Here is a 19,385-nt window from a genome sequence, read left to right as displayed (position 1 = left end):
TTCGGGGTTTTGTTATACTTTTAAGATAGTAATAATTATCTAGATATCAAAGATATAAGTCAACTTATGAATATCCCTCTTTTTTTATGCCTGCCTTGCATTGGACTGCCTTCCTTTCCATGGTTTCGGCAAAGTGTTTTTGATTCAAGGCATAGTTGTCTAAAAGCCCTTCTTCACCGTGATTAAGATGGTGTTGGAGGGCATAAAACTTGAGGTTATAAATGCTAACACCGGCATAGGTCATCCGAATGGCATACTCCTTATCATCAGGCCCCTTGCCGATCCATTCCTCATCGTAGCCATTCACGCGGTAGGCATCATCCTTCCAGTACGACATGTTGCATCCTCGAACACCTCGCACAGATTTTGAGTTGTACAGTAAGTGTTGATGCAGGATGGCGAGTGTCTGGCAGCGCGTAGATTGTTTTGTTGAGTAACTGAGGGTTTTACACGCTTCTTCTGTTTCTTCTTTGTTAATGCGTATTCGGCGACCGGCCACAAGGCGTCCGGGTCGGGCAAAACGAAGGTGATCAGCAACAAAATGTTTATCCAGTATCACATCACCATCAATTTGTATGATGTACGGATGTCTTGCTCTTTCGATGGCTTTATTACGTATGGTGTTAATGCGAAAGCCCTTATCCTCTTGCCATACATGGATGAGTGGGCAGGGGTAATTATCTTTAAAAGAATCAATCATTAACCGGGTTGCTTCGGTCGAGCCATCATCGGCTATGATTACCTCGTCGGGAAGGTGTGTTTGTGCGGCAATGCTTTGAAGGCAAAGCGATAGTGCTTCGGGCCAGTTATAGGTTGTCAGAAAAAGTGTTGTTTTGGGTTGTTTCATGTGCTTGGGTTTAATCAATTTTAATGAGTTTTCCTGTATTGGGCAGGTAGCTAACTGTTACCCTTTTATGATGAGTTGTAGCCATGCCTTTATAGTAGGTATTTCCTGATGAATAGGTAGTAACATCCAGTTTGTCATTAACAAAAAGACGACATTGGCCAATGGATTTGTGATGAACCATACTCGTGTTACTTATCAGCCTGAGCGCATCGATATTCACCGCCCCTTCAAGGGTGATAAAACTTTGTTGGCAACGACCGGCGAGCATAAAATTGCCAATGTTATTATTGCCATACACATTAAGGGTGAGTTGCTGGCAGTTGAGCCTAAGCGATACCTCAGAGAATCGCGCCTCTCCGTTCATAATGATTGCGAAGCGATCGGTGGTAATGGTGTCATCGGTGCGTAATTCGAGTGTGGTATGGGCTGTTATTTTTTGTATCTGTGCAGCAGGAAGATGAATTTCAATGGCTTCACTTTTTCGTAGAAATTCTTTATGACTATGATTAATATTGAGTGTTCCCATATCTTCATTCAGTTCAAGATCGCTGATTAGGTAATCCAGTCCTCTTACATAGGCCGTGTCTGCCGCATTATGCAATACCAAGCGGCACGGTGCGTTGACAACGATATGTTGCAGACTTGCTGTTGATAAGTTTTGTTTGATAACAATGCCATCATCATTCAGCCTGTTGATGTATTCACAGCCGGTAAGGCTGAGGCTAATGAGCAAAAGAAAAAGGAGGAGCCGCAAGCAGGTCATGATTTGTTATTTTTTCGGTAATTAAAGCTGTAGCCCAGACCAAACTCCAGAAATTCAGAACGGAAAAAGCTGGATTTAACGCTAAAGTTAGCAATAATATTTGGGGTGATATAACGGCGGATGCCCAGCCGTGGATAAACCGGTTGCGGAGGTTTTACTTTGGTGTGCAGATATACACCCACATTGACAAACAAGCAGGTTTTATTGAGGAAAACATTGTAGGAAGCAAACAGTCCGTTGAAGTAATAGGCGTGCTTTGAGAAGGTTTTCTCAGGATCCAGTTCATCAGTATTGCTCCAGTTAAGGGGGGCACTTGGCGCGTAAAACTGATCGAAGCCAATGCCAAGGGCTCTTTTTTTATTCAAATGCCACAGGTGATTAATACTCAGGCTGCCATTCCAGTATTCTTTCGCGTTGTAGAGTGTGCTTTGACAGCGTCCTGCACTTCCCACAATCAATATTTCCCGTTCAGTGCTTTGGTGTGCCTTGCAACTGTTCATAGTAGGTGTCAGGGTTTCATTAAAATGATACCTTCCTCCCAGGTTGGCTGTTAGGGTATTAACACCGTGGTTGGGTTTTTTAACTGCCCCGTTTGACAGGTGAGTTAAAGTAGCACCTGCCGATAACGAGAACCTTTTGTGGATACGATAGTCAAAGTGTAAGCCCATGCTGATGTAGGCATTCAGGTGACTGCTAAATAAGGTGTTGTGAAGATTGTTGTCGATGTCGAAGGTTCGGGTGGCATAAGCCAGCCCCAGGGCAAGTTTGCTCTCCACTTTTATGCGTGAGCGACGATAAATAGGATGGTGAATATAAGGATACACAGCAAAGCCCTCGCCATAGATAGCACTATTACCAAAGGTACCATAGTAGAGCCCCAATCCGATTTCGGGATAGTTAAAATAGCTCTCCCAGCTCTTTGGGTCAAAAAGCGCTCGCCCATACGTTATTTCCACACCCCTTGCATAATCCTCAATAAAATACATCATTGTGTTATGGTGGGGTAGTACCAGGCCGCCGTGAAGTCGCATGCTTAGGATTTGGTGTTTTGCTGTCTCTACGCTGACATTAGGAATGCTTTGAGCCTGAGAAGTAGTAGCGAAAAATACTATGATGATAATGAATATGAGGTGTTTCAATGTGATGAATTATGAAATAAAAGGGCGAAGATAATAAAAGGTTAAATAATATAGTTAGTTGCTAAAGACGGTGTTTAGGAAATGGGTTTAATTCAATGGGAATGAGCGGACGGAACCACGATCGCGAAGAAAGCTTCTCTAAATATCTGTCGTTTAAATGCGTTTCCTTTGGTCAGGAGTGTATATCCTTCATTAGATTGCATTATCTTTGATTTTTTATTTTTTTTGATACAATTTACATGATATTTTCTACCGTAAGAAAGCTTCTTCGTTGTTCGTTAGCTCTTTTTCTGCTTTGTTGTCTGCCGGGAAACCGGATATCGCTTATGGCACAGGAGATTATAAATACTGATTTTACTATTCATTCGCAGGTGTCGTCAAACACCATCAGGCCGATGTGGCTAACTGCTAATCAGTGGGGACGTTACGAACAGTTTGGGCATTTGGGTTTGCTGGCAGAGCTGGGGGTCGACTATAAGATTGTTGATCGTAAATATTTCTCTATCCAGGCAGGTGTCCGCGGGCTTGTGAACCTGGATATATCGGAAAGCGCATTGCAGGAGGCCTACCTGAGCGGAAAGGCATGGGTGATTGACTTTTCACTGGGCAAAGAGCAATATTCGCCTGTTGTGTATGACGAAGCGCTTTCTTCGGGTCTGTTTCTGATGAATAGCAATGCCCGTCCCGTGCCGCGTTTTACAATAGGGGTATTTGATTATTTACCACTGGGTTTCACCAAAAACTGGGTGGAGATAAGAGGGGGTATTTCTCAGGGCTGGCTCAATGATGATCGCGTGCAGAAATATAATGGAGCTAATGATGTGCTGCTGCACGAGAAGTTTGCCTATGCGCGTTTGGGGAATACAGCTGTAAAGCCCTATGTCGGATTAATGCATTCGGCTTTGTTAGGAGGTACGCGCCCCAATGGACAGAAGATACCGGTTGATTTTTGGGCTACCTTTATGGGGGAAGCTTCGAGTGAACTAGGAGAAACGAATGCAACGGGTGCGCACATGGGACTTTGGGATTTTGGTATTGATTGGAAAGCAAAGTTCGGAGATATACATCTTTATTTACAGAAGCCTTTTGCTGATGCATCCGGTATGCGTTTGCGCAACTTTTACAATAAGGATTTTATTTTGGGCTTGGGAGTAAAGCCAAAAGATATAAGTTGGTTAAGGGGTGTTTCAGTAGAGTTGTTTAAAACGGATCATCAGTCAGGCTATGGCATTCCCGACCCGCTCTATCCGGTGGACTATAAAGGGCATAAGCAAGGCTCTATTATCTGGATGGACGATATCGAAGATGATTTTGATGGATTTATGTATGAAGTATTCGGAGAAACACGAACCGGATGGTGCGAAGATGAGGTGATGCGTTATTTGGAAGTTGAGCTGGATGAGGGGCATCGCTATGGTGGGCGCGATGATTATATGAACAATGGAGAATATTACAATGGATGGATCTATCACGGAGCCACTATGGGTACACCCTTTTATCATACGGCCGATAAGGTAAGGAAGTATGCGGATGGTTGGGATGAAATAGATCGGGTGAATTTTTACAATAACCGGGTGAATGGATTTCACCTGGGTATGGAGGGGGATATTACTCCCACGCTGAAATATCGATTTAAGTCGAGCTACACAATTAATAAAGGAACTTTTGGTGAGCAGTTTCGTGGGCGCTATAGCTGGACGCGCACCGAAGATTACTTTTTTGCGGAATCGAAGCAGCAGGTTTATTCACTCCTCGAACTTCAATATCAGCTACCTCGCCTGCAAGGGCTAAGCTTCACGGGAAAAGTGGCCTGGGATGTGGGTGAACTGTATAAATCGGTCGGCGGACAAATTAGCGTGCGCTATGCGCCACAGATAATCTTTTAATGATTAGCGCATTTCATGGAAGATTAGTTATTTTTGCAAACAAAATAAAAACTGACAATAATGTTAAAGGAGAAAGAAAGGGTTGTTTATAATTTCCTGGCGGTGTTGGATGCGGCCATCGCCTGGCTATCGCTCGATATCGCCTTTTATTTATACTTTGGTGAATTCACCTTCCGAAACAGCAAAGACTCTATTATTGTTCATCTGATTGTATTGGGCTTGTGGGTCATTCTGTCTAAGGTATTCCGTATTAATGAGGTGTATCGCTCACGTCCCTACTCTATTTTGATCATTAACATATTAGGTGCCACTTTGCTGGGGCTGGGTGCTTTGGCGCTGGCTATATTTGTGTTTAATCTCTATTATATTGGCATTGTACCGATTTTATACTTTGGTGGTGTGTCTGCCATTTTGCTGATTGTCTTAAAGCTGCTTTTTTTCTCCTACGTAAAGCGTGCCCGGCGCAAGGGTCTTAATTATCGTAATATTTTAATTGTGGGAGATGTGTCGGCCGCTACTTTTATTAAGCAAGTATTAAAATATAAGGAGTGGGGGTATCGTGTGGTTGGTGTGGTTGGTGATGAAGAACTTAATGCCCGCGTAGGACAGGAAGTGCCGATGTTGCCTGAGGATACCGATGTGGATAAGATGATTGAGGATAAGACCATTGATGAATTGATCTATTGTCGAGAGAAAGCGCGCATGGAGGAAATTATGGCTTTGCTTACCAGTTGCAACGAACTGGGGGTTGTGTTTCGGATGTCCTCACCTTTCTTTAATATGCTGACCAATAAAACGCACCTGCATTATTTTGACACTACGCCTGTTTTGACCATCTCCAATACCCCCATGGATTATCTGATGCTGAAGGTAAAGGCGGTTATGGATTTTTTAATGGCTTTTACCACCATCACACTTTTCTCACCGCTGTTTATTGCCATTGCCATTGGTATAAAGCTATCATCCAAAGGGCCTGTCTTCTTTCAGCAGAAGAGGGTGGGTATGCGTGGCCGAAAGTTTTGGGTATATAAATTTCGCACCATGGTTACGGACGCTGAGGAGTTGAAGGCGAGTCTGATGGAACAAAACGAGATGGATGGTCCGGTGTTTAAGATTGAGCGCGATCCCCGCATAACCGGTATTGGTCACTTTCTTCGCAAAACTAGTTTAGATGAGTTGCCTCAGTTTTTTAATGTGCTGATGGGTGATATGTCTATCGTTGGACCACGTCCGCCTGTGCCCGCCGAAGTACGCGAGTATGAGCGATGGCAGTTACGTCGATTGTCCATGAAGCCGGGAATCACCTGCATATGGCAAATTTCGCCCAACCGTAATGATGTCTCTTTCGAAGACTGGATGCGCATGGATCTTGAGTATATCGATAACTGGTCGTTACGACTGGACTTTGTAATTATTTTAAAAACCATCAGAACCATGCTTCGTGCCGATGGCCGGTAAACATAGATATTATGAGCAGATATTTTATTTTATTTTTATTGGGCGCTGTTTTGTGGAGCTGCTCAACACGTCCAAAGGTGCCCAGACATCTGGCTGATGAAGAACGTATGACGGCTGTGCTGGCGGATATCTATCAGTTGGAGAGCGTTTTGAGTCAGACCCGGCTGACTTACAACTCCGCCAAAGAAGATAAGGTATCGGGTTATTATCGGAATGTGCTGGATAAGCACGGTATGAGTAAGGCGGACTTTGACAGTGCCATGGTTTGGTATGCCGCTCACCCAACCGTTTTATCTGATGTTTATGAGGAGGTTATTGAGGAGTTGAGTCGACGGGATGCCGAGCTGAAGAATAAGATGAATGAAGAGAAGGAGATAAAGAAAGATTTACCTAAGGTTCCCAGCAGAGTTGATTTGTGGGCCGATACAACGGCATTTCAGGTGCCCTTTGATGAACAGGATTCCTTGGATAATCGGGTTCCTTTTACTTTTAGCGTGGATTCCTTAAGTGATGGCATATTGCGTTTGCAGGCCGATTATTCCTTTAGCGAAACGGGCTTAATGGATAGTGCCCGCATGAAGATGGTTGCCTGTTATGCCGACAGCACCGCTGATACTGTATTTTACCATATCCATAAGTCTTTTAATACGGTGAAGGGTAATATTTCCCATCGCATCAACCAACGTTCTTTGGTGGTGGTCAAAGGACTGCTTTTCGATCATGATACATCAAAGGTATCTGCCGTTGATATCGAAGCTGTTAAGTTGACCTTTATACCAACGATGGGTGCCGATGCCTTAAGCCTTCCGTGATGAGAAAAATAAGTGCTCATTTTTATCTGAGACCTGATGGTACTTTCGGCAAGCGGCCGATACTTCATCTGGATGATACCGGTAGAATTGAAATGGTGCGTGAGCTGGGTGATGCCTTTCAGGAGGAGCCCGGGCTGGAGTATTTTCCCGGGATCCTTGTGCCGGGTTTTGTAGCCTCGTGTGCCCATAAGGAACCATCGGATAGGATGAAAAGGCTGGCGCGCATAAATGGTGTTCTTCGTTTTCAGTGTGGTGATGATCGTTTGGCAGATCTCAACTACTGGGAGGCCTGGAAAAATATTAAAGATCTTGATCAGGAGCAGGTAAGTATCCGCACTCTGGCACATTATCTGTTGACACATACAAAAAAGGCAGCTCAGTTGCTGGGCATAGCTGAGTGGGGGGCGCTGGAGAAAGGTGCGCAGCCCGGCGTTTTGGTTTTGCAGAATATTGATCTTCGGGATTTTTGCATCACTGCCCATTCCTCATTTAAAATAATACAGAAATAATGAATAAATTAACGCGATTGGCTTTGGAAACGGCTATTGATGCCGGCAAAGAGATATTAAGGGTGTTTAACTCCGATGATTTTGGAGTGCGCATTAAAAGCGATGATTCACCATTGACCGAGGCCGATCTGAAGAGCCATCAAATTATTAATATAGCCCTGCAGGAAACCGGTATTCCGGTACTGAGTGAGGAAGGTACACATCAGGATTATCAGGAACGGAAAGAATGGCACCACTTGTGGATTGTAGATCCTTTGGATGGCACCAAGGAGTTTGTGAAACGCAGCGGTGAGTTTACGGTTAATATAGCCCTTGTAGAAACGAATCGGCCCGTGATGGGTGTAGTTTTCGCACCTTATTTGGGGTGTTTATATTGGGGTGATACGGAAGGCGCGTTTAAGGCGCAACTACCCGATGGCTGGCTGCAGCAGAGAGCCAATGACATTGTGAGTAGTTTGAAAGCTGATCTCTTGCCCCTGTCTTTACCAAAAAAGATGACGGTGGTGGCCAGTGTTAGTCATTTCTCTAAAGAGACGGAGCAGTTTGTGAGTGCTTTGAAGGAACGCGTGGGTGATGTGGACTTGGCATCCCGGGGTAGCTCTTTAAAAATGTGCTTGGTGGCCGAAGGTTCCGCGCATATCTATCCACGACTGGGACCTACCATGGAATGGGATACGGCAGCCGGTCAGGCAGTTGTGGAAGCCGCTGGTGGTCACCTGCTGGATTGGCAGACGAGGGAAGCCATGCTGTATAATCGTTCGGAGTTGCTTAATGGTTGGTTTCTAACTTTAGCAAAAGGTTTGCGTCCGGAAGATTATTGGTTGATATAGAGCGGCTGTGGTGGTTGATGGTGATACCGCCTATCTCAATTATTATGGGGGAGTATGGAAAATATCTAATCTTATTCAGCATGTTTTGAATTGTGCCAGGAGAGAATAAAATTATTTCAATTTCCAATTGAAAGGCTGATTTTTGTCACAATACCGCTTATAATTTCTTATCTTTGTGCCTCATTGTTGAATTATAAAAATCACTACACAAATGGCTGCAATTGACAGTTTTAATTTCGCAGGAAAGAAGGCAATCATCCGCGTGGACTTTAATGTGCCTTTGAACGATAAATTCGAGATAACAGACGACACACGTATCCGTGCTGCTGTACCTACTATTAAGAAAGTACTGGCCGATGGTGGTGCTGTAATTTTAATGTCTCACCTAGGGCGTCCAAAGGGCGAGGCCAAGGCTGAGTTTTCATTAAAACATATTGTAGCGCACCTTTCTGCTACTTTAGGTGTTGATGTGAAATTTGCACCCGATTGTATTGGTGATGAGGTGAAAGCAATGGCAGCTGACCTTAAAGGTGGCGAAGTATTGTTATTGGAAAACCTGCGTTTTCATAATGAAGAAACCAAAGGCGACGAAGGTTTTGCCAAGCAATTGGCTGAATTGGCTGATGTATATGTGAACGATGCCTTTGGTACGGCGCACCGTGCCCATGCATCTACTACCATCATTGCCAAGTTTATGGATCAGAAGATGGCGGGTTACCTCTTGGATAAAGAAATTAAGTTCCTGGGAGATACCGTTGAGAATGCTGAGAAACCTTTTGTAGCCATCGTAGGTGGTGCTAAGGTGTCAGGTAAATTAGAAGTTTTGAAGTCCTTAATTACCAAGGTAGATACAATCCTTATCGGTGGTGGTATGGCTTATACCTTCCTGAAAGCACAAGGACACAATGTGGGTAACTCACTTGTAGAGGAAGATCTAGTTGATACGGCCAAGCAAATTTTAGTGGATGCTGAAAAGAATGGCGTTAACTTTATGTTGCCCGTTGATAACTTAGCTGCTGATAAGTTTGCTAATGATGCCGATATTTTGGAGGTAGGTAATGATATTCCTGAAGGTCGCATGGCGCTGGATGTAGGTCCTAAAACAACCGCGGCTTATGCTGCCGAAATTGCGAGTGCCAAAACGGTAGTTTGGAATGGTCCTATGGGATGTTTCGAAATGCCTAACTTCTCAAAAGGTACTTTTGGTGTTTGTCAGGCTGTAGCTGACTCTTCTGCTGTATCTATCATTGGCGGTGGCGACTCTGTAGCTGCTGTTAACCAAAGTGGATTGGCCGATAAGATGAGTCATATCTCAACCGGAGGTGGTGCTTCTTTGGAGTTCCTTGAAGGAAAAGAACTTCCCGGTGTAAAAGCAATTCGTGGATAATTTTTAGAAAGCAAAAGTTTTCTAGAATCTGAAATAAAGATAGCCAAAGCCTGTTGACAAATGTTGACAGGCTTTGTTGGTAAAGGTGAGTATGGATGCGATCAATATATTCCGAAATGTTAGTAAAGATCGTATCCTTTGGGTGGCAACTATTATCTTTGTCAAAAAAATAGCATAGCAATGACATTACTATATAATCTGGGTATTGCAGCCTACTCGGCGCTTATTAAACTGGCGACTCCATTCAATGCCAAGGCGCGTTTGCTCAATGAGGGTCGTAAGGAGTCGATGGAGCGTATTAAATCGTTGCAGCTTAAAGGTAAGGTAGTGTGGATCCATGCAGCCAGTCTTGGTGAATTCGAGCAGGGGAGACCCATTATTGAGAAGATTAAGGAGCAGCATCCCGATTATAAAGTAGTGCTTACTTTTTTCTCACCCTCGGGTTATGAAGTACGAAAGAATTTTGCGCTGGCTGATCATATTTTGTACCTGCCTGCGGATACCCGGCGTAATGCATCAGTGCTGATTAACTCCGTCAACCCTGAAAAGGTATTTTTTGTCAAGTATGAGTTTTGGTATCATTATCTCAAGACCCTTTCAGCTCGTAATATTCCTGTGTATGGTGTTTCGATGATTTTTAGAAAGGAGCAGGCTTTCTTTAAATCTTATGGATCGTGGTTTAGAAAGATGTTGTCTGCTTTTACCAAATTTTATGTGCAGGATGAAGTTTCGGGTGATTTACTGAAGAGCATTGGTTACTCAAATTATTCAATTGCCGGTGATACCCGTTTTGACAGGGTGCGTGATATTGCTGCTGAATCCAATGACTTTGATATTGTTCGCAAATTTGTGGATGAAGCAAAGCAGGTGGTTGTGGCAGGCAGTACCTGGGGGCCTGATGAAGATATTTTAATGGATTACATACAAGATGTGAATAAAGAAGTGAAGCTGATTATTGCTCCGCATGAAATTCACAAAGAGCATATTCAGCAAATCGAAGCCAGGTTGAAGGTGCCTTATTTTAAATATACCGATGCCGAAAAAGCAAGTTCTGATGCGCGGGTATTAATTATTAATACCATCGGCATGCTTTCCTCCATTTATAAATATGGGCATGTTGCCTATATCGGAGGCGGGTTTGGAGTGGGGATTCACAATACACTGGAGGCAGCTACCTATGGTATGCCAGTAATATTTGGCCCCAACTATCGAAAATTTAAAGAGGCACGCGATCTGATTGAATGCAAAGGCGGCTACAGTATTAAAAATGCTGCTGACTTTAATTTGCTCATAGAAGGATTGTGGGCAGATCCTTCCTCTCTTGCGCAGGCTTCAAAGCAAGCTAAAGATTATGTGGACAGCATGTGTGGTGCTACCAATTTAATCCTGCAAGAGCTTTTTTAGTAGGCGCAGCAGGGTAAATTATTCTCTTCTCAACAAGTTGTTGATAACATTCCAAAATATGGAGCAGTCATTCTGTTTCCGGGATTCGTTTGTGCTTTTTTAAGGGCATGGAAGGCTTCCATTCCTGCCCGTTCAAGGGCTTTTGAAATTTCCAATATGTGTAAAGTTAATTTTCGTTTTTGTTGAAAAGATTTTCGTTTTGGATAACTTTTGCAATGCCCTCCTGATGTTACAATACTGGTAATTAGTATTTTAGTTATTTTTTTTGGACAACTTTTGGTGGTTGTTGAAAACTAATGTTTGCGCTGCGAGCTAAGCTTTGCTAACTTGCAGTCAAATAAAAACGGGAATAAAAAAACACTAAATACCAATTTACCAACGTCTTAAATTTCGTGAGCAAATGGCTGTTAAAGAAATCAACTTAAAAACTAAAAACGTGAGCAAAACATACACCTATGACGAAGCTTATGAGGCATCGCTGAAATATTTTAAGGGTGATGAGCTGGCGGCGCGTGTGTGGGTTAATAAATATGCGCTGAAGGATTCGGATGGAAACATCTATGAGTCCACCCCTGATGAAATGCATTGGCGTATTGCTCGTGAAATTGCTCGGATTGAGGAAAAATATCCCAATCCAATGACCGTAACCAAGCTTTACGAATTGCTTAAAAACTTTAAATATATTGTACCGCAGGGTGGCCCCATGTCGGGTATTGGTAATACTCACCAAATCGCCTCTTTGTCCAACTGCTTTGTGATCGGAGATAATGGACCTTCTGACTCTTACGGTGGAATTATGAAGGTGGATCAGGAGCAGGTGCAGCTGATGAAGCGTCGTGGTGGCGTTGGTCATGATTTATCACATATCCGTCCTAAGGGATCGCCGGTTAAAAATTCGGCACTTACCTCTACAGGTATCGTCCCTTTTATGGAGCGTTTTAGTAATTCAACTCGCGAGGTGGCTCAGGATGGACGTCGTGGAGCATTGATGCTCAGTGTTTCTATTAAGCATCCCGACTCAGAGGCTTTTATCGATGCGAAGATGGAGCAGGGTAAAGTAACCGGAGCAAACGTGTCGGTGAAGATTGATGATGAGTTTATGCAGGCCGTTGTTGATGGTGAAAAATATACACAGAGTTATCCGGTGAATGCCAAAGAACCCAAGTATTCAAAAGATATTGATGCAAGTGCTTTGTGGTCGAAGATTGTGCATAATGCATGGAAATCGGCCGAACCGGGTATTCTTTTCTGGGATACTATTATTAAAGAGTCGGTGCCCGATTGTTATGCCGACCTGGGGTACCGCACGGTATCGACCAATCCCTGTGGCGAAATTCCGCTGTGTCCCTACGACAGTTGCCGACTGATTGCACTCAACCTTTATTCTTACGTTGAAGAGCCTTTTACGCCCAAGGCGCGGTTTAACTTTGAACTGTTCCGCGAGCATGTAGGTTATGCTCAGCGTATGATGGATGATATTATTGACCTGGAGCTTGAAAAGATTGATGGTATTTTGGCAAAGGTAAATGCCGACCCTGAGAGTGATACTGTTAAGCGTGTTGAGCGTGAGCTGTGGGAGAATATCCGTAAGAAAGCCCAGGAAGGGCGACGCACAGGTGTGGGAATCACCGCTGAAGGCGATATGTTGGCTGCGCTTAACCTGCAGTATGGCAGTGATGTGGCGGTGGAGTTCTCGATTGAAGTGCATAAGAATCTGGCACTGGCCGCCTATAGTTCATCGGTTGATTTGGCAAAAGATAGAGGTGCTTTCCCTATTTATGATGCCACCAGAGAGGTTAATAATCCTTTTGTCAATCGCTTGTTTGATGCTGACCCCAAACTGGCTGCCAAAATGAAAAAATATGGTCGTCGTAATATTGCGGCCCTTACCATTGCGCCTACCGGTACAACAAGCCTTATGACACAGACTACGTCGGGTATCGAGCCTGTGTTCCTGCCCGTTTACAAACGTCGCCGTAAGGTGAACCCCAATGATCCGGAGGTGCGCGTTGACTTTGTGGATGAGGTAGGCGATAGCTGGGAGGAGTACACTGTGTTCCACCATAAATTTGTGACCTGGATGGAGGCCAATGGCTACGAGACGGCCAAAGAATATAGTCAGGAGGAGCTGGATGCCATGGTTGCCAAGTCGCCCTACTACGGGGCTACCTCCAATGATGTTGATTGGTTGAATAAGGTGCGTATGCAAGGTGGTGTGCAGAAGTGGGTTGACCACTCTATTAGTGTAACCATTAACCTGCCCTCCACCGTATCGGAAGAGCTGGTGTGTAAGCTGTATGTTGAGGCCTGGAAGAGCGGCTGTAAAGGTGTTACAGTATATCGTGATGGTAGCCGAGCCGGGGTTTTAATTTCCAACGATAAGAAGGATGGCGATAAGCAAACGGGTTTCCCCAAGAAACGTCCTGAAGTGCTGGATGCTGATGTGGTGCGCTTTCAGAATAACAAGGAGAAGTGGATTGCCTTTGTGGGATTGATTGATGGTAAGCCTTACGAGATTTTTACCGGTCTGTCCGACGATGAAGATGGTATCTTACTGCCCAAGTCAGTGCTTTCAGGTAAGATTATTAAGAATCGAGAAGAGGATGGTACATCGCGTTACGATTTTCAATTTACCAATAAGAGGGGGTATAAGACCACCATTGAAGGGCTATCGCATAAGTTCGATAAAGAGTATTGGAATTATGCTAAGCTAATATCGGGTGTGTTGCGTCATCAAATGCCCATCGAAGGGGTTATTGATCTGGTGGCAGCCCTTCAACTGGATAGTGAGTCGATCAACACCTGGAAGAATGGGGTGGAGCGTGCCCTGAAGAAATATATACCCAATGGTACCAAGGCCAAAAAGGGAAAATGTGAAAACTGCGGTTCTGAGGAATTGATTTATCAGGAAGGATGCCTGATTTGTCAGAGCTGTGGTTCGTCAAAATGTGGTTAATATCTGCCAATATGTAACCGAAAAAAAAGGGAGACTCCGCATGGTGTCTCCCTTTTCTATACCTTGTGTTAGTAATAAGTTTTGAAAGTTACATATTCATTAAGCGTGTGCCTAACTTCTTCCCCTAAGGGTTACACATGGTATAATCATCTCTTCCAGAGAGATGCCACCATGCTGAAAAGTATCGCGGTAATAACCTACGTAGTAATTGTAGTTGTTGGGATAGGCAAAAAAATCATTGTTATTGGCAAAGATATAAGCCGTGGAAACATTATAGCGGGGAAGGGCTGCTTCCTCAGGCTTCAGCACTTCGAATACTTCTTTGGATTTATACGATAGGTTTTTGCCTTGTTTGTAGCGTAGGTTGGTGTTAACATTGCGGTCGCCAATTACTTTCACAGGATTTTGCACCCGCGTAGTGCCATGGTCAGTGGTCAGCACTATTTTCACGTTCTCATTGCGCAGGCGCTGAAGTAATTCCCTAAGGGGAGAGTGCATGTACCACGATTGTGTCAGAGAGCGATACGCTGCCTCATCGTGCGCCAGCTCCTTAATCATCTTCACCTCGGTGCGGGCGTGCGACAGCATATCCACAAAATTAAAAACAATGGCATTCAAATCGTTATCCAGCAGGCGATGCAGCTCTTCCAACAGGTTTTTGCCAGCTTCACTATCCGATATCTTGCGGTAGGCATAGCTCTTCTTCATGCGGAAGCGTTCGAGCAGCGTGCCCAATAACTCACCTTCGTATTTATTTTTACCCTCCTCACTGTCATCGTCCACCCAATACTGCGGAAACATCTCTTTTATTTGTGCAGGCATCAGTCCTGAGAAAATGGCGTTACGCGCATATTGGGTTGCAGTTGGTAAGATGCTGAAATAGGGGCTCTCATCCTCCACCAGGTAATCGGCCGAAATTACTTTTTTAAGCACTTCCCACTGGTCATAGCGAAAATTATCAATGACAATAAAGAATACTTTTTGATTCTCTTTCAACAGGGGTAGTACCTTGTTTTTGACAAGACTGTTGGACATTAGGGGTGCTGCTTCTGGTTCTCTGATCCAGTTGAGATAGTTTTTCTTAACAAACTTGGTGAAGGTTTGGGTGGCCTCGTTTTTTTGCAAGCCTAAGACCTCGTCCATGGTTCCATCGCTATGTTCTAATTCCAGCTCCCAGTAAATTAACTTTTTATAAACCTCTATCCAGTCATTAAAATTGAATGAATCATTAATTTTTAGGGCAATTTGTCCAAATTGAGACTGATATCCAGAGGTAGTTGTCTTGGTTATCAGCTCTTTTTTGTCGAGGTGCTTTTTTATGGATAGCAATATCTGGCGGGGATTTACCGGTTTTATAAGGTAATCGGCAATCTGGTTGCCAATGGCCTGATCCATAATATCCTCCTCCTCACTTTTGGTAATCATGATAACGGGCACTTCTGAACGTAATTCCTTCAGTTGCACCAGTGTTTCCAGCCCGGTGATGCCGGGCATGTTTTCATCCAGAAAAATAAGGTCGTAAAAAGTATTTTGTACCATGTCGAGTGCATCGTGCCCATTGGTGGCCGTCTCCACTTCGTAGCCCTTTTCTTTTAGAAATAAGATATGTGCGCGCAAATGCTCAATCTCATCGTCAACCCAAAGTATTGTTATCTTGTTGTCTGTCATCACTTACTTTTATTATCAGCGCCTCGCTAAAGCACCTTTTTTTAACAGCGTCCCTGGCTAATAGTTTGCCTTGAAAAAGTTGTCGTATTCTTCCAGCTTATTGGTTTCTGTCAGCTTTTTCATATTGCTTTCCGAGATTACCCATATGTAATGTGTGGTACGGCTCAGGTCGCGGGTTAGATAGGGGTATTGTGCCATTCCATCGAGGTAGTCATTGGCACTTTGGGCATTCTTAAATCCCTCGATTTGTACCATGCGGTAGGCACTGCCAAACTCCATGAGTTGCACCTTATAATCATCACCATAATTATTGCGTGTGTGTGCTGCAAAATTGCGTTGTACTTTGTTGTAGTCAATGCGTGTCTTGCGAATGATAAGCACTACCAGATGGCGCTCTTCGGGTATATTGGTAAATATGGAAGACGGTGCCGTTGCTTCGGTCTCAATGTTTGTTGTGTCAGGCTTTTCTTCCTCTGCTGCTTTTTCTAGTGCCGTAACCGGTGCTGTTGCCTCCTCTTTTACTTCCTTCTCCTGTGATATCGGCTTAGTTTCCGCTTTCTCTGCCTCTGCTGAAACCACTTTTTCTGTTGCTCCCACTGCCTCACCTATTTGCTTTTCGTTACCAGCCTCCTTTGCCTCTTGAGTTATTTGCTGTGTTTCCTTTTCTGCATAAGTGAGGGGGCTTTTTAGTGTGTCAAGTGGTGTTGCTATTTGCTGCGTTGTGTCAACCATACTTACTTTTTTCAATTCATCGCTGCTGACATGTTGCAGGTAATATTTGTCGAAGAAAACCAGATAATCCTTTACTAATCCGGACAGGAAGAACTTATTGTTGTTGCTTTCTGAGATGATCAGCATTTTGTCATTGATTTTTTCGAAGCCAAAGAAGTGTGGATTTTCCCTTAAGCCATAGAAATAATCCATGGCTTCTACCCGGTTGCTAAAACCGGTAACGCTGATGGCTGCAGTTCCATCCAACAGTCGTTTTTCCTGAATTTCGAAATCGTGAAGCAGATAGCGTGAGAAATTATAGTCGGCCACATTGTAAATGGCACGATTCATTAAGTTCTCGTCAATGCCCATCACAATCAGCTGATAGGGTTCGTTCTCAACATATACATACTCAGCTTCCTGTTTTGGTGTAGACGTATCTCTGTCCGTTGTTTCGCTCACTTTGTCTCTTCCTGGAGCGGCAGCGAATAAAGTGCCTTGCACAGGTGTTTTACCTTCCTTTAGGTGTTTTAGCAGGGTCTTGGCCAGCGCTGCCTCTTCTCCTTCCTTGTCCTCATCAATAATGGTGTTAAGGTCTTTCTTAAAGGGCTCTATATGTCCGGTTTTGGCATAAGACAGGCCGCGCAGCAGTAGGTATTTGCTGCGTCTGTGTTCCGTACTCTCTTCTGAGCTGTCAACCGCCAGAGTGGCAGCATCAATTACCTCAGTGAAGTGGCCGAAGAGGAAGTTGGAGTAGGTCTGCTCGTAGGCTGCTGCTTCCTTTTGTTTTTTGTCTTGTACCTTCTTCAGGTAATCAGGATCGTTAAGGAAGGCGACAAAGCGGTGCTCTGGAAATTCATTTTCGATGCGTTTTTGTGCAGATGCCATGCCATTGGTGTCGCCGTGTAAGCGATAGGCGTTGTAGAGTGCAATCAGTGCTTCATCGCGTGTTGATGCTTTAGGGTAGCGACTCAGCAGTTCTTCCAGCGCCTCAATGGCCTTGGGGTAATTTTGCAGACGATCCATAAATACGAGTCCTTGTTCCAGTAGTGCAGTTTGGATCTTTTCATCCGAAACACGGCGTTGTTCTTCGCTTAGGGGAATGTCAGCCATCAGCTGCTCGCGAGTGGGCACGTCTTCCGATGTGCGTCGGGCTGATTTTTTTTCATCCGTCTTAGCTGTCTCTTCTGCATTTTCAGTTGTTCCCTCTTCTGTACCGAAAGGATCATCGGGTAAAGCAAAGGGGTCATTGTTGTCAGTACTTTCCTCCATCTTACTTTTATCCTTACGACGCCAGTTATCCTCCAGCTTCCGTTTTCCCCAGCGTTTTTCAAACTCCATCTTGCCCATCGACTTGGAGGTCTGGTTGTAGAAGTACCATTTCCCTGACTGTCCGTAGCTATTGTTGGTGTTGGTATTTTGGTAGAAGAAGGCATCACTCATGCTTTCTTCTGCTTCCTGTTTTTTTAGGCGCTCTTGCTGTGCTTCTTTATCGGCAATGATCTCATCCAGATAGGCATACAGCACAGGCTCGCTCATATCTGCCAGGTTTTGAAGGCTGTCTTCTCTTTCTACCGTTAGCAGGTGATCAACGAGTCCGCTCAGGCCATAGTGCTTCTCCTTGAGCTGTTCCATTTGCTTATACTCTTCATCAATCACTGTAAGTGCACTGTCGTAGTAAAAGAAGGCGTTTACATAATCCATTTGTGCATAGTATAGCTCACCTGTTTCGCGGTAGGAGAGGCCTTTTTGATGATCATTATCAGTGCTGGCGCCAATGGATCTTTTAAAGTTAAGTAAGGCTTCCTTTTCATCGTTTTCCTGCAAGGCTACCTTACCAAAAGCAAAGTAGATACGATCCAGGTAATCTTTGTTCTTTTTGTCTCTGCGGAGTTTGTGCAGTTGCTTCTTAACATCAGCAATGTCGGCATTGTTGTAGATGATGGACGCCCTGTTAACTTTGGCATTAAAAGTCATCTCATAGTCGGTGCTTGCCTTTGCTACATAACCAAAGGCATCGGCAGCTTCCTGGCGTTGATTGTTTAGTAGGTATAGCTGTCCCAGAATATACGAGTAACGCAGGCGTTTGTGTTTGCTGCGTTCGTCGGCCAGTGCGTTGCTAAGGTAGGGAATGGCATCGATGTATTTTTCCTGTGCTATCAGCAGGTTGGCATATACCGCCATGTAGTCGGCATATAGTTCGGTGGGGGCGTTGCCTCCTAAATCGTAACTCTCCAGGGCGGCCAGCGCACCCACATAATCACCACGGTCGGTATAGGCACGGGCTTGCCATATAAGGGCTTCGTACATGGTTTCCTCATCGGGAAAATCGCGTACTACTTGCTGTAGTGTGCGAATAGCCAGTGAATGCTCATGCTTGTAAACGTGAGCTTTGCCGATCAGTATATAAGCGTCATCCACCCAGGCATTAAACTCTTTTTTGCTGTAAAATTCTGCGGCATAAGCATTGTTGCGCGATCGCTTTTGGGGCTTAGCCGTAATGGAATGTTTCTTAATGAGTTTCTGTCCCTTTTCAATGGCACGATCCATGTCAGCTGTGGCGATGGCTGCAGCCTCCGGATCGGATGATTCAAATACAGGAAGAAGGTTAGTATAGTTATTCCGGTAGCCTTCGTTAATCGCTTTATCACCATTGCGGAAGGCCTCCCTGCCGTTGTAATAAACATTGTAGTAGGCAGTGAGGTTATGATAGTTGCGACTTAACCAGGTGTTCTTTTTAGTGCTGCATCCCAGCACAGTGAACAGGATAAGTATGATGCTGATATTTCGAAGAATCATGAATTCTCTTAATACTTTAGGTGTTTCGACTATGGCCTTTATCAGGCCAGGACTAAGTTAAAGGCTTTATTTTCAAAAATAATAGCTTTTGTTGAAGTATTCGCCTATTAAATTATTAAACTCGTATTTGACAAAAATATTTCATTAATCGTCAAAAATAGCCCTGTTGAGCGAAAACAATATTTAATTTTACATGACAAGGATAAATGCGGATGC

Annotated in this window: 13 protein-coding genes; 8 read left to right on the top strand and 5 right to left on the bottom strand. The window is 44.1% G+C overall.

Going from position 1 to position 19,385, the window contains the following annotated elements; all coding sequences use genetic code 11:
- Window positions 1–64: 64 nt before the first annotated feature.
- From ACRD7A_RS08455 to ACRD7A_RS08445, 3 genes are read right to left on the bottom strand one after another with little or no spacing between them, the layout of a single operon-like run.
- Entirely contained in the window at window positions 65–847 is a 783-nt protein-coding gene (locus ACRD7A_RS08455; RefSeq protein WP_430812748.1) for a glycosyltransferase family 2 protein, read from the bottom strand.
- Between the two features lie 10 nt (window positions 848–857).
- A complete protein-coding gene (locus ACRD7A_RS08450; protein ID WP_430812749.1) occupies window positions 858–1,610 on the bottom strand; it encodes a GIN domain-containing protein in 753 nt (250 codons plus the stop codon).
- Entirely contained in the window at window positions 1,607–2,749 is a 1,143-nt protein-coding gene (locus ACRD7A_RS08445; protein WP_430812750.1) for an acyloxyacyl hydrolase, read from the bottom strand. Before ACRD7A_RS08445 ends, ACRD7A_RS08450 begins: the two co-directional genes overlap by 4 nt.
- 326 nt (window positions 2,750–3,075) lie before the next feature.
- Here ACRD7A_RS08445 and ACRD7A_RS08440 point away from each other — a divergent pair, with 326 nt between their 5' ends.
- The 8 genes from ACRD7A_RS08440 to ACRD7A_RS08405 all read left to right on the top strand — a co-directional run bounded on the left by ACRD7A_RS08440 (window position 3,076) and on the right by ACRD7A_RS08405 (window position 13,991).
- The gene (locus ACRD7A_RS08440) at window positions 3,076–4,635 is read left to right on the top strand and encodes a capsule assembly Wzi family protein (protein WP_430812751.1); all 1,560 of its coding nucleotides are present in this window, start codon (window positions 3,076–3,078) and stop codon (window positions 4,633–4,635) included.
- A 60-nt stretch (window positions 4,636–4,695) separates the two neighbouring features.
- The gene (locus ACRD7A_RS08435; protein ID WP_430812752.1) at window positions 4,696–6,093 is read left to right on the top strand and encodes a sugar transferase; all 1,398 of its coding nucleotides are present in this window, start codon (window positions 4,696–4,698) and stop codon (window positions 6,091–6,093) included.
- Window positions 6,094–6,104: 11 nt separating this feature from the next.
- A complete protein-coding gene (locus ACRD7A_RS08430) occupies window positions 6,105–6,905 on the top strand; it encodes a DUF4296 domain-containing protein (RefSeq protein WP_430812753.1) in 801 nt (266 codons plus the stop codon).
- Entirely contained in the window at window positions 6,905–7,414 is a 510-nt protein-coding gene (locus tag ACRD7A_RS08425) for a hypothetical protein (RefSeq protein ID WP_430812754.1), read from the top strand. The genes ACRD7A_RS08430 and ACRD7A_RS08425 overlap by 1 nt, the downstream gene beginning before the upstream one ends.
- Window positions 7,414–8,244 (top strand): 3'(2'),5'-bisphosphate nucleotidase CysQ, encoded by an 831-nt coding sequence (gene cysQ / locus ACRD7A_RS08420; protein ID WP_430812755.1) that lies wholly within the window; start codon window positions 7,414–7,416, stop codon window positions 8,242–8,244. The genes ACRD7A_RS08425 and cysQ overlap by 1 nt, the downstream gene beginning before the upstream one ends.
- A gap of 211 nt (window positions 8,245–8,455) precedes the next feature.
- Window positions 8,456–9,631 carry a phosphoglycerate kinase gene (locus ACRD7A_RS08415; protein ID WP_430812756.1) on the top strand — a complete coding sequence of 392 codons (1,176 nt, stop codon included), beginning with the start codon at window positions 8,456–8,458 and terminating at the stop codon, window positions 9,629–9,631.
- Window positions 9,632–9,811: 180 nt separating this feature from the next.
- Entirely contained in the window at window positions 9,812–11,035 is a 1,224-nt protein-coding gene (locus ACRD7A_RS08410; protein WP_430812757.1) for a 3-deoxy-D-manno-octulosonic acid transferase, read from the top strand.
- A 436-nt stretch (window positions 11,036–11,471) separates the two neighbouring features.
- Entirely contained in the window at window positions 11,472–13,991 is a 2,520-nt protein-coding gene (locus ACRD7A_RS08405; RefSeq protein ID WP_430812758.1) for an adenosylcobalamin-dependent ribonucleoside-diphosphate reductase, read from the top strand.
- A gap of 111 nt (window positions 13,992–14,102) precedes the next feature.
- Here the strand turns inward: ACRD7A_RS08405 and porX are convergent, their stop codons facing one another.
- Window positions 14,103–15,659: a T9SS response regulator signal transducer PorX gene (gene porX / locus ACRD7A_RS08400; protein WP_430812759.1), complete on the bottom strand. Its 1,557-nt coding sequence runs from the start codon at window positions 15,657–15,659 to the stop codon at window positions 14,103–14,105.
- Window positions 15,660–15,716: 57 nt separating this feature from the next.
- Window positions 15,717–19,169: a type IX secretion system periplasmic lipoprotein PorW/SprE gene (gene porW, locus ACRD7A_RS08395; RefSeq protein ID WP_430812760.1), complete on the bottom strand. Its 3,453-nt coding sequence runs from the start codon at window positions 19,167–19,169 to the stop codon at window positions 15,717–15,719.
- Window positions 19,170–19,385 lie beyond the last annotated feature (216 nt).

This window comes from Carboxylicivirga longa (assembly GCF_050589825.1).
GTDB classification, from domain to species: Bacteria; Bacteroidota; Bacteroidia; order Bacteroidales; family Marinilabiliaceae; genus Carboxylicivirga; species Carboxylicivirga longa.
This window is presented reverse-complemented; position numbering and strand designations above follow the sequence as displayed.

What these genes read in the sequence shown, in the direction of transcription:
- ACRD7A_RS08455 (WP_430812748.1), bottom strand. Translation starts at nt 847, where the DNA reads ATGAAACAACCCAAAACAACACTTTTTCTGACAACCTATAACTGGCCC.
- ACRD7A_RS08450 (WP_430812749.1), bottom strand. Translation starts at nt 1,610, where the DNA reads ATGACCTGCTTGCGGCTCCTCCTTTTTCTTTTGCTCATTAGCCTCAGC.
- ACRD7A_RS08440 (WP_430812751.1), top strand. Translation starts at nt 3,076, where the DNA reads ATGGCACAGGAGATTATAAATACTGATTTTACTATTCATTCGCAGGTG.
- ACRD7A_RS08435 (WP_430812752.1), top strand. Translation starts at nt 4,696, where the DNA reads ATGTTAAAGGAGAAAGAAAGGGTTGTTTATAATTTCCTGGCGGTGTTG.
- ACRD7A_RS08430 (WP_430812753.1), top strand. Translation starts at nt 6,105, where the DNA reads ATGAGCAGATATTTTATTTTATTTTTATTGGGCGCTGTTTTGTGGAGC.
- ACRD7A_RS08425 (WP_430812754.1), top strand. Translation starts at nt 6,905, where the DNA reads ATGAGAAAAATAAGTGCTCATTTTTATCTGAGACCTGATGGTACTTTC.
- cysQ (WP_430812755.1), top strand. Translation starts at nt 7,414, where the DNA reads ATGAATAAATTAACGCGATTGGCTTTGGAAACGGCTATTGATGCCGGC.
- ACRD7A_RS08415 (WP_430812756.1), top strand. Translation starts at nt 8,456, where the DNA reads ATGGCTGCAATTGACAGTTTTAATTTCGCAGGAAAGAAGGCAATCATC.
- ACRD7A_RS08410 (WP_430812757.1), top strand. Translation starts at nt 9,812, where the DNA reads ATGACATTACTATATAATCTGGGTATTGCAGCCTACTCGGCGCTTATT.
- porX (WP_430812759.1), bottom strand. Translation starts at nt 15,659, where the DNA reads ATGACAGACAACAAGATAACAATACTTTGGGTTGACGATGAGATTGAG.
- porW (WP_430812760.1), bottom strand. Translation starts at nt 19,169, where the DNA reads ATGATTCTTCGAAATATCAGCATCATACTTATCCTGTTCACTGTGCTG.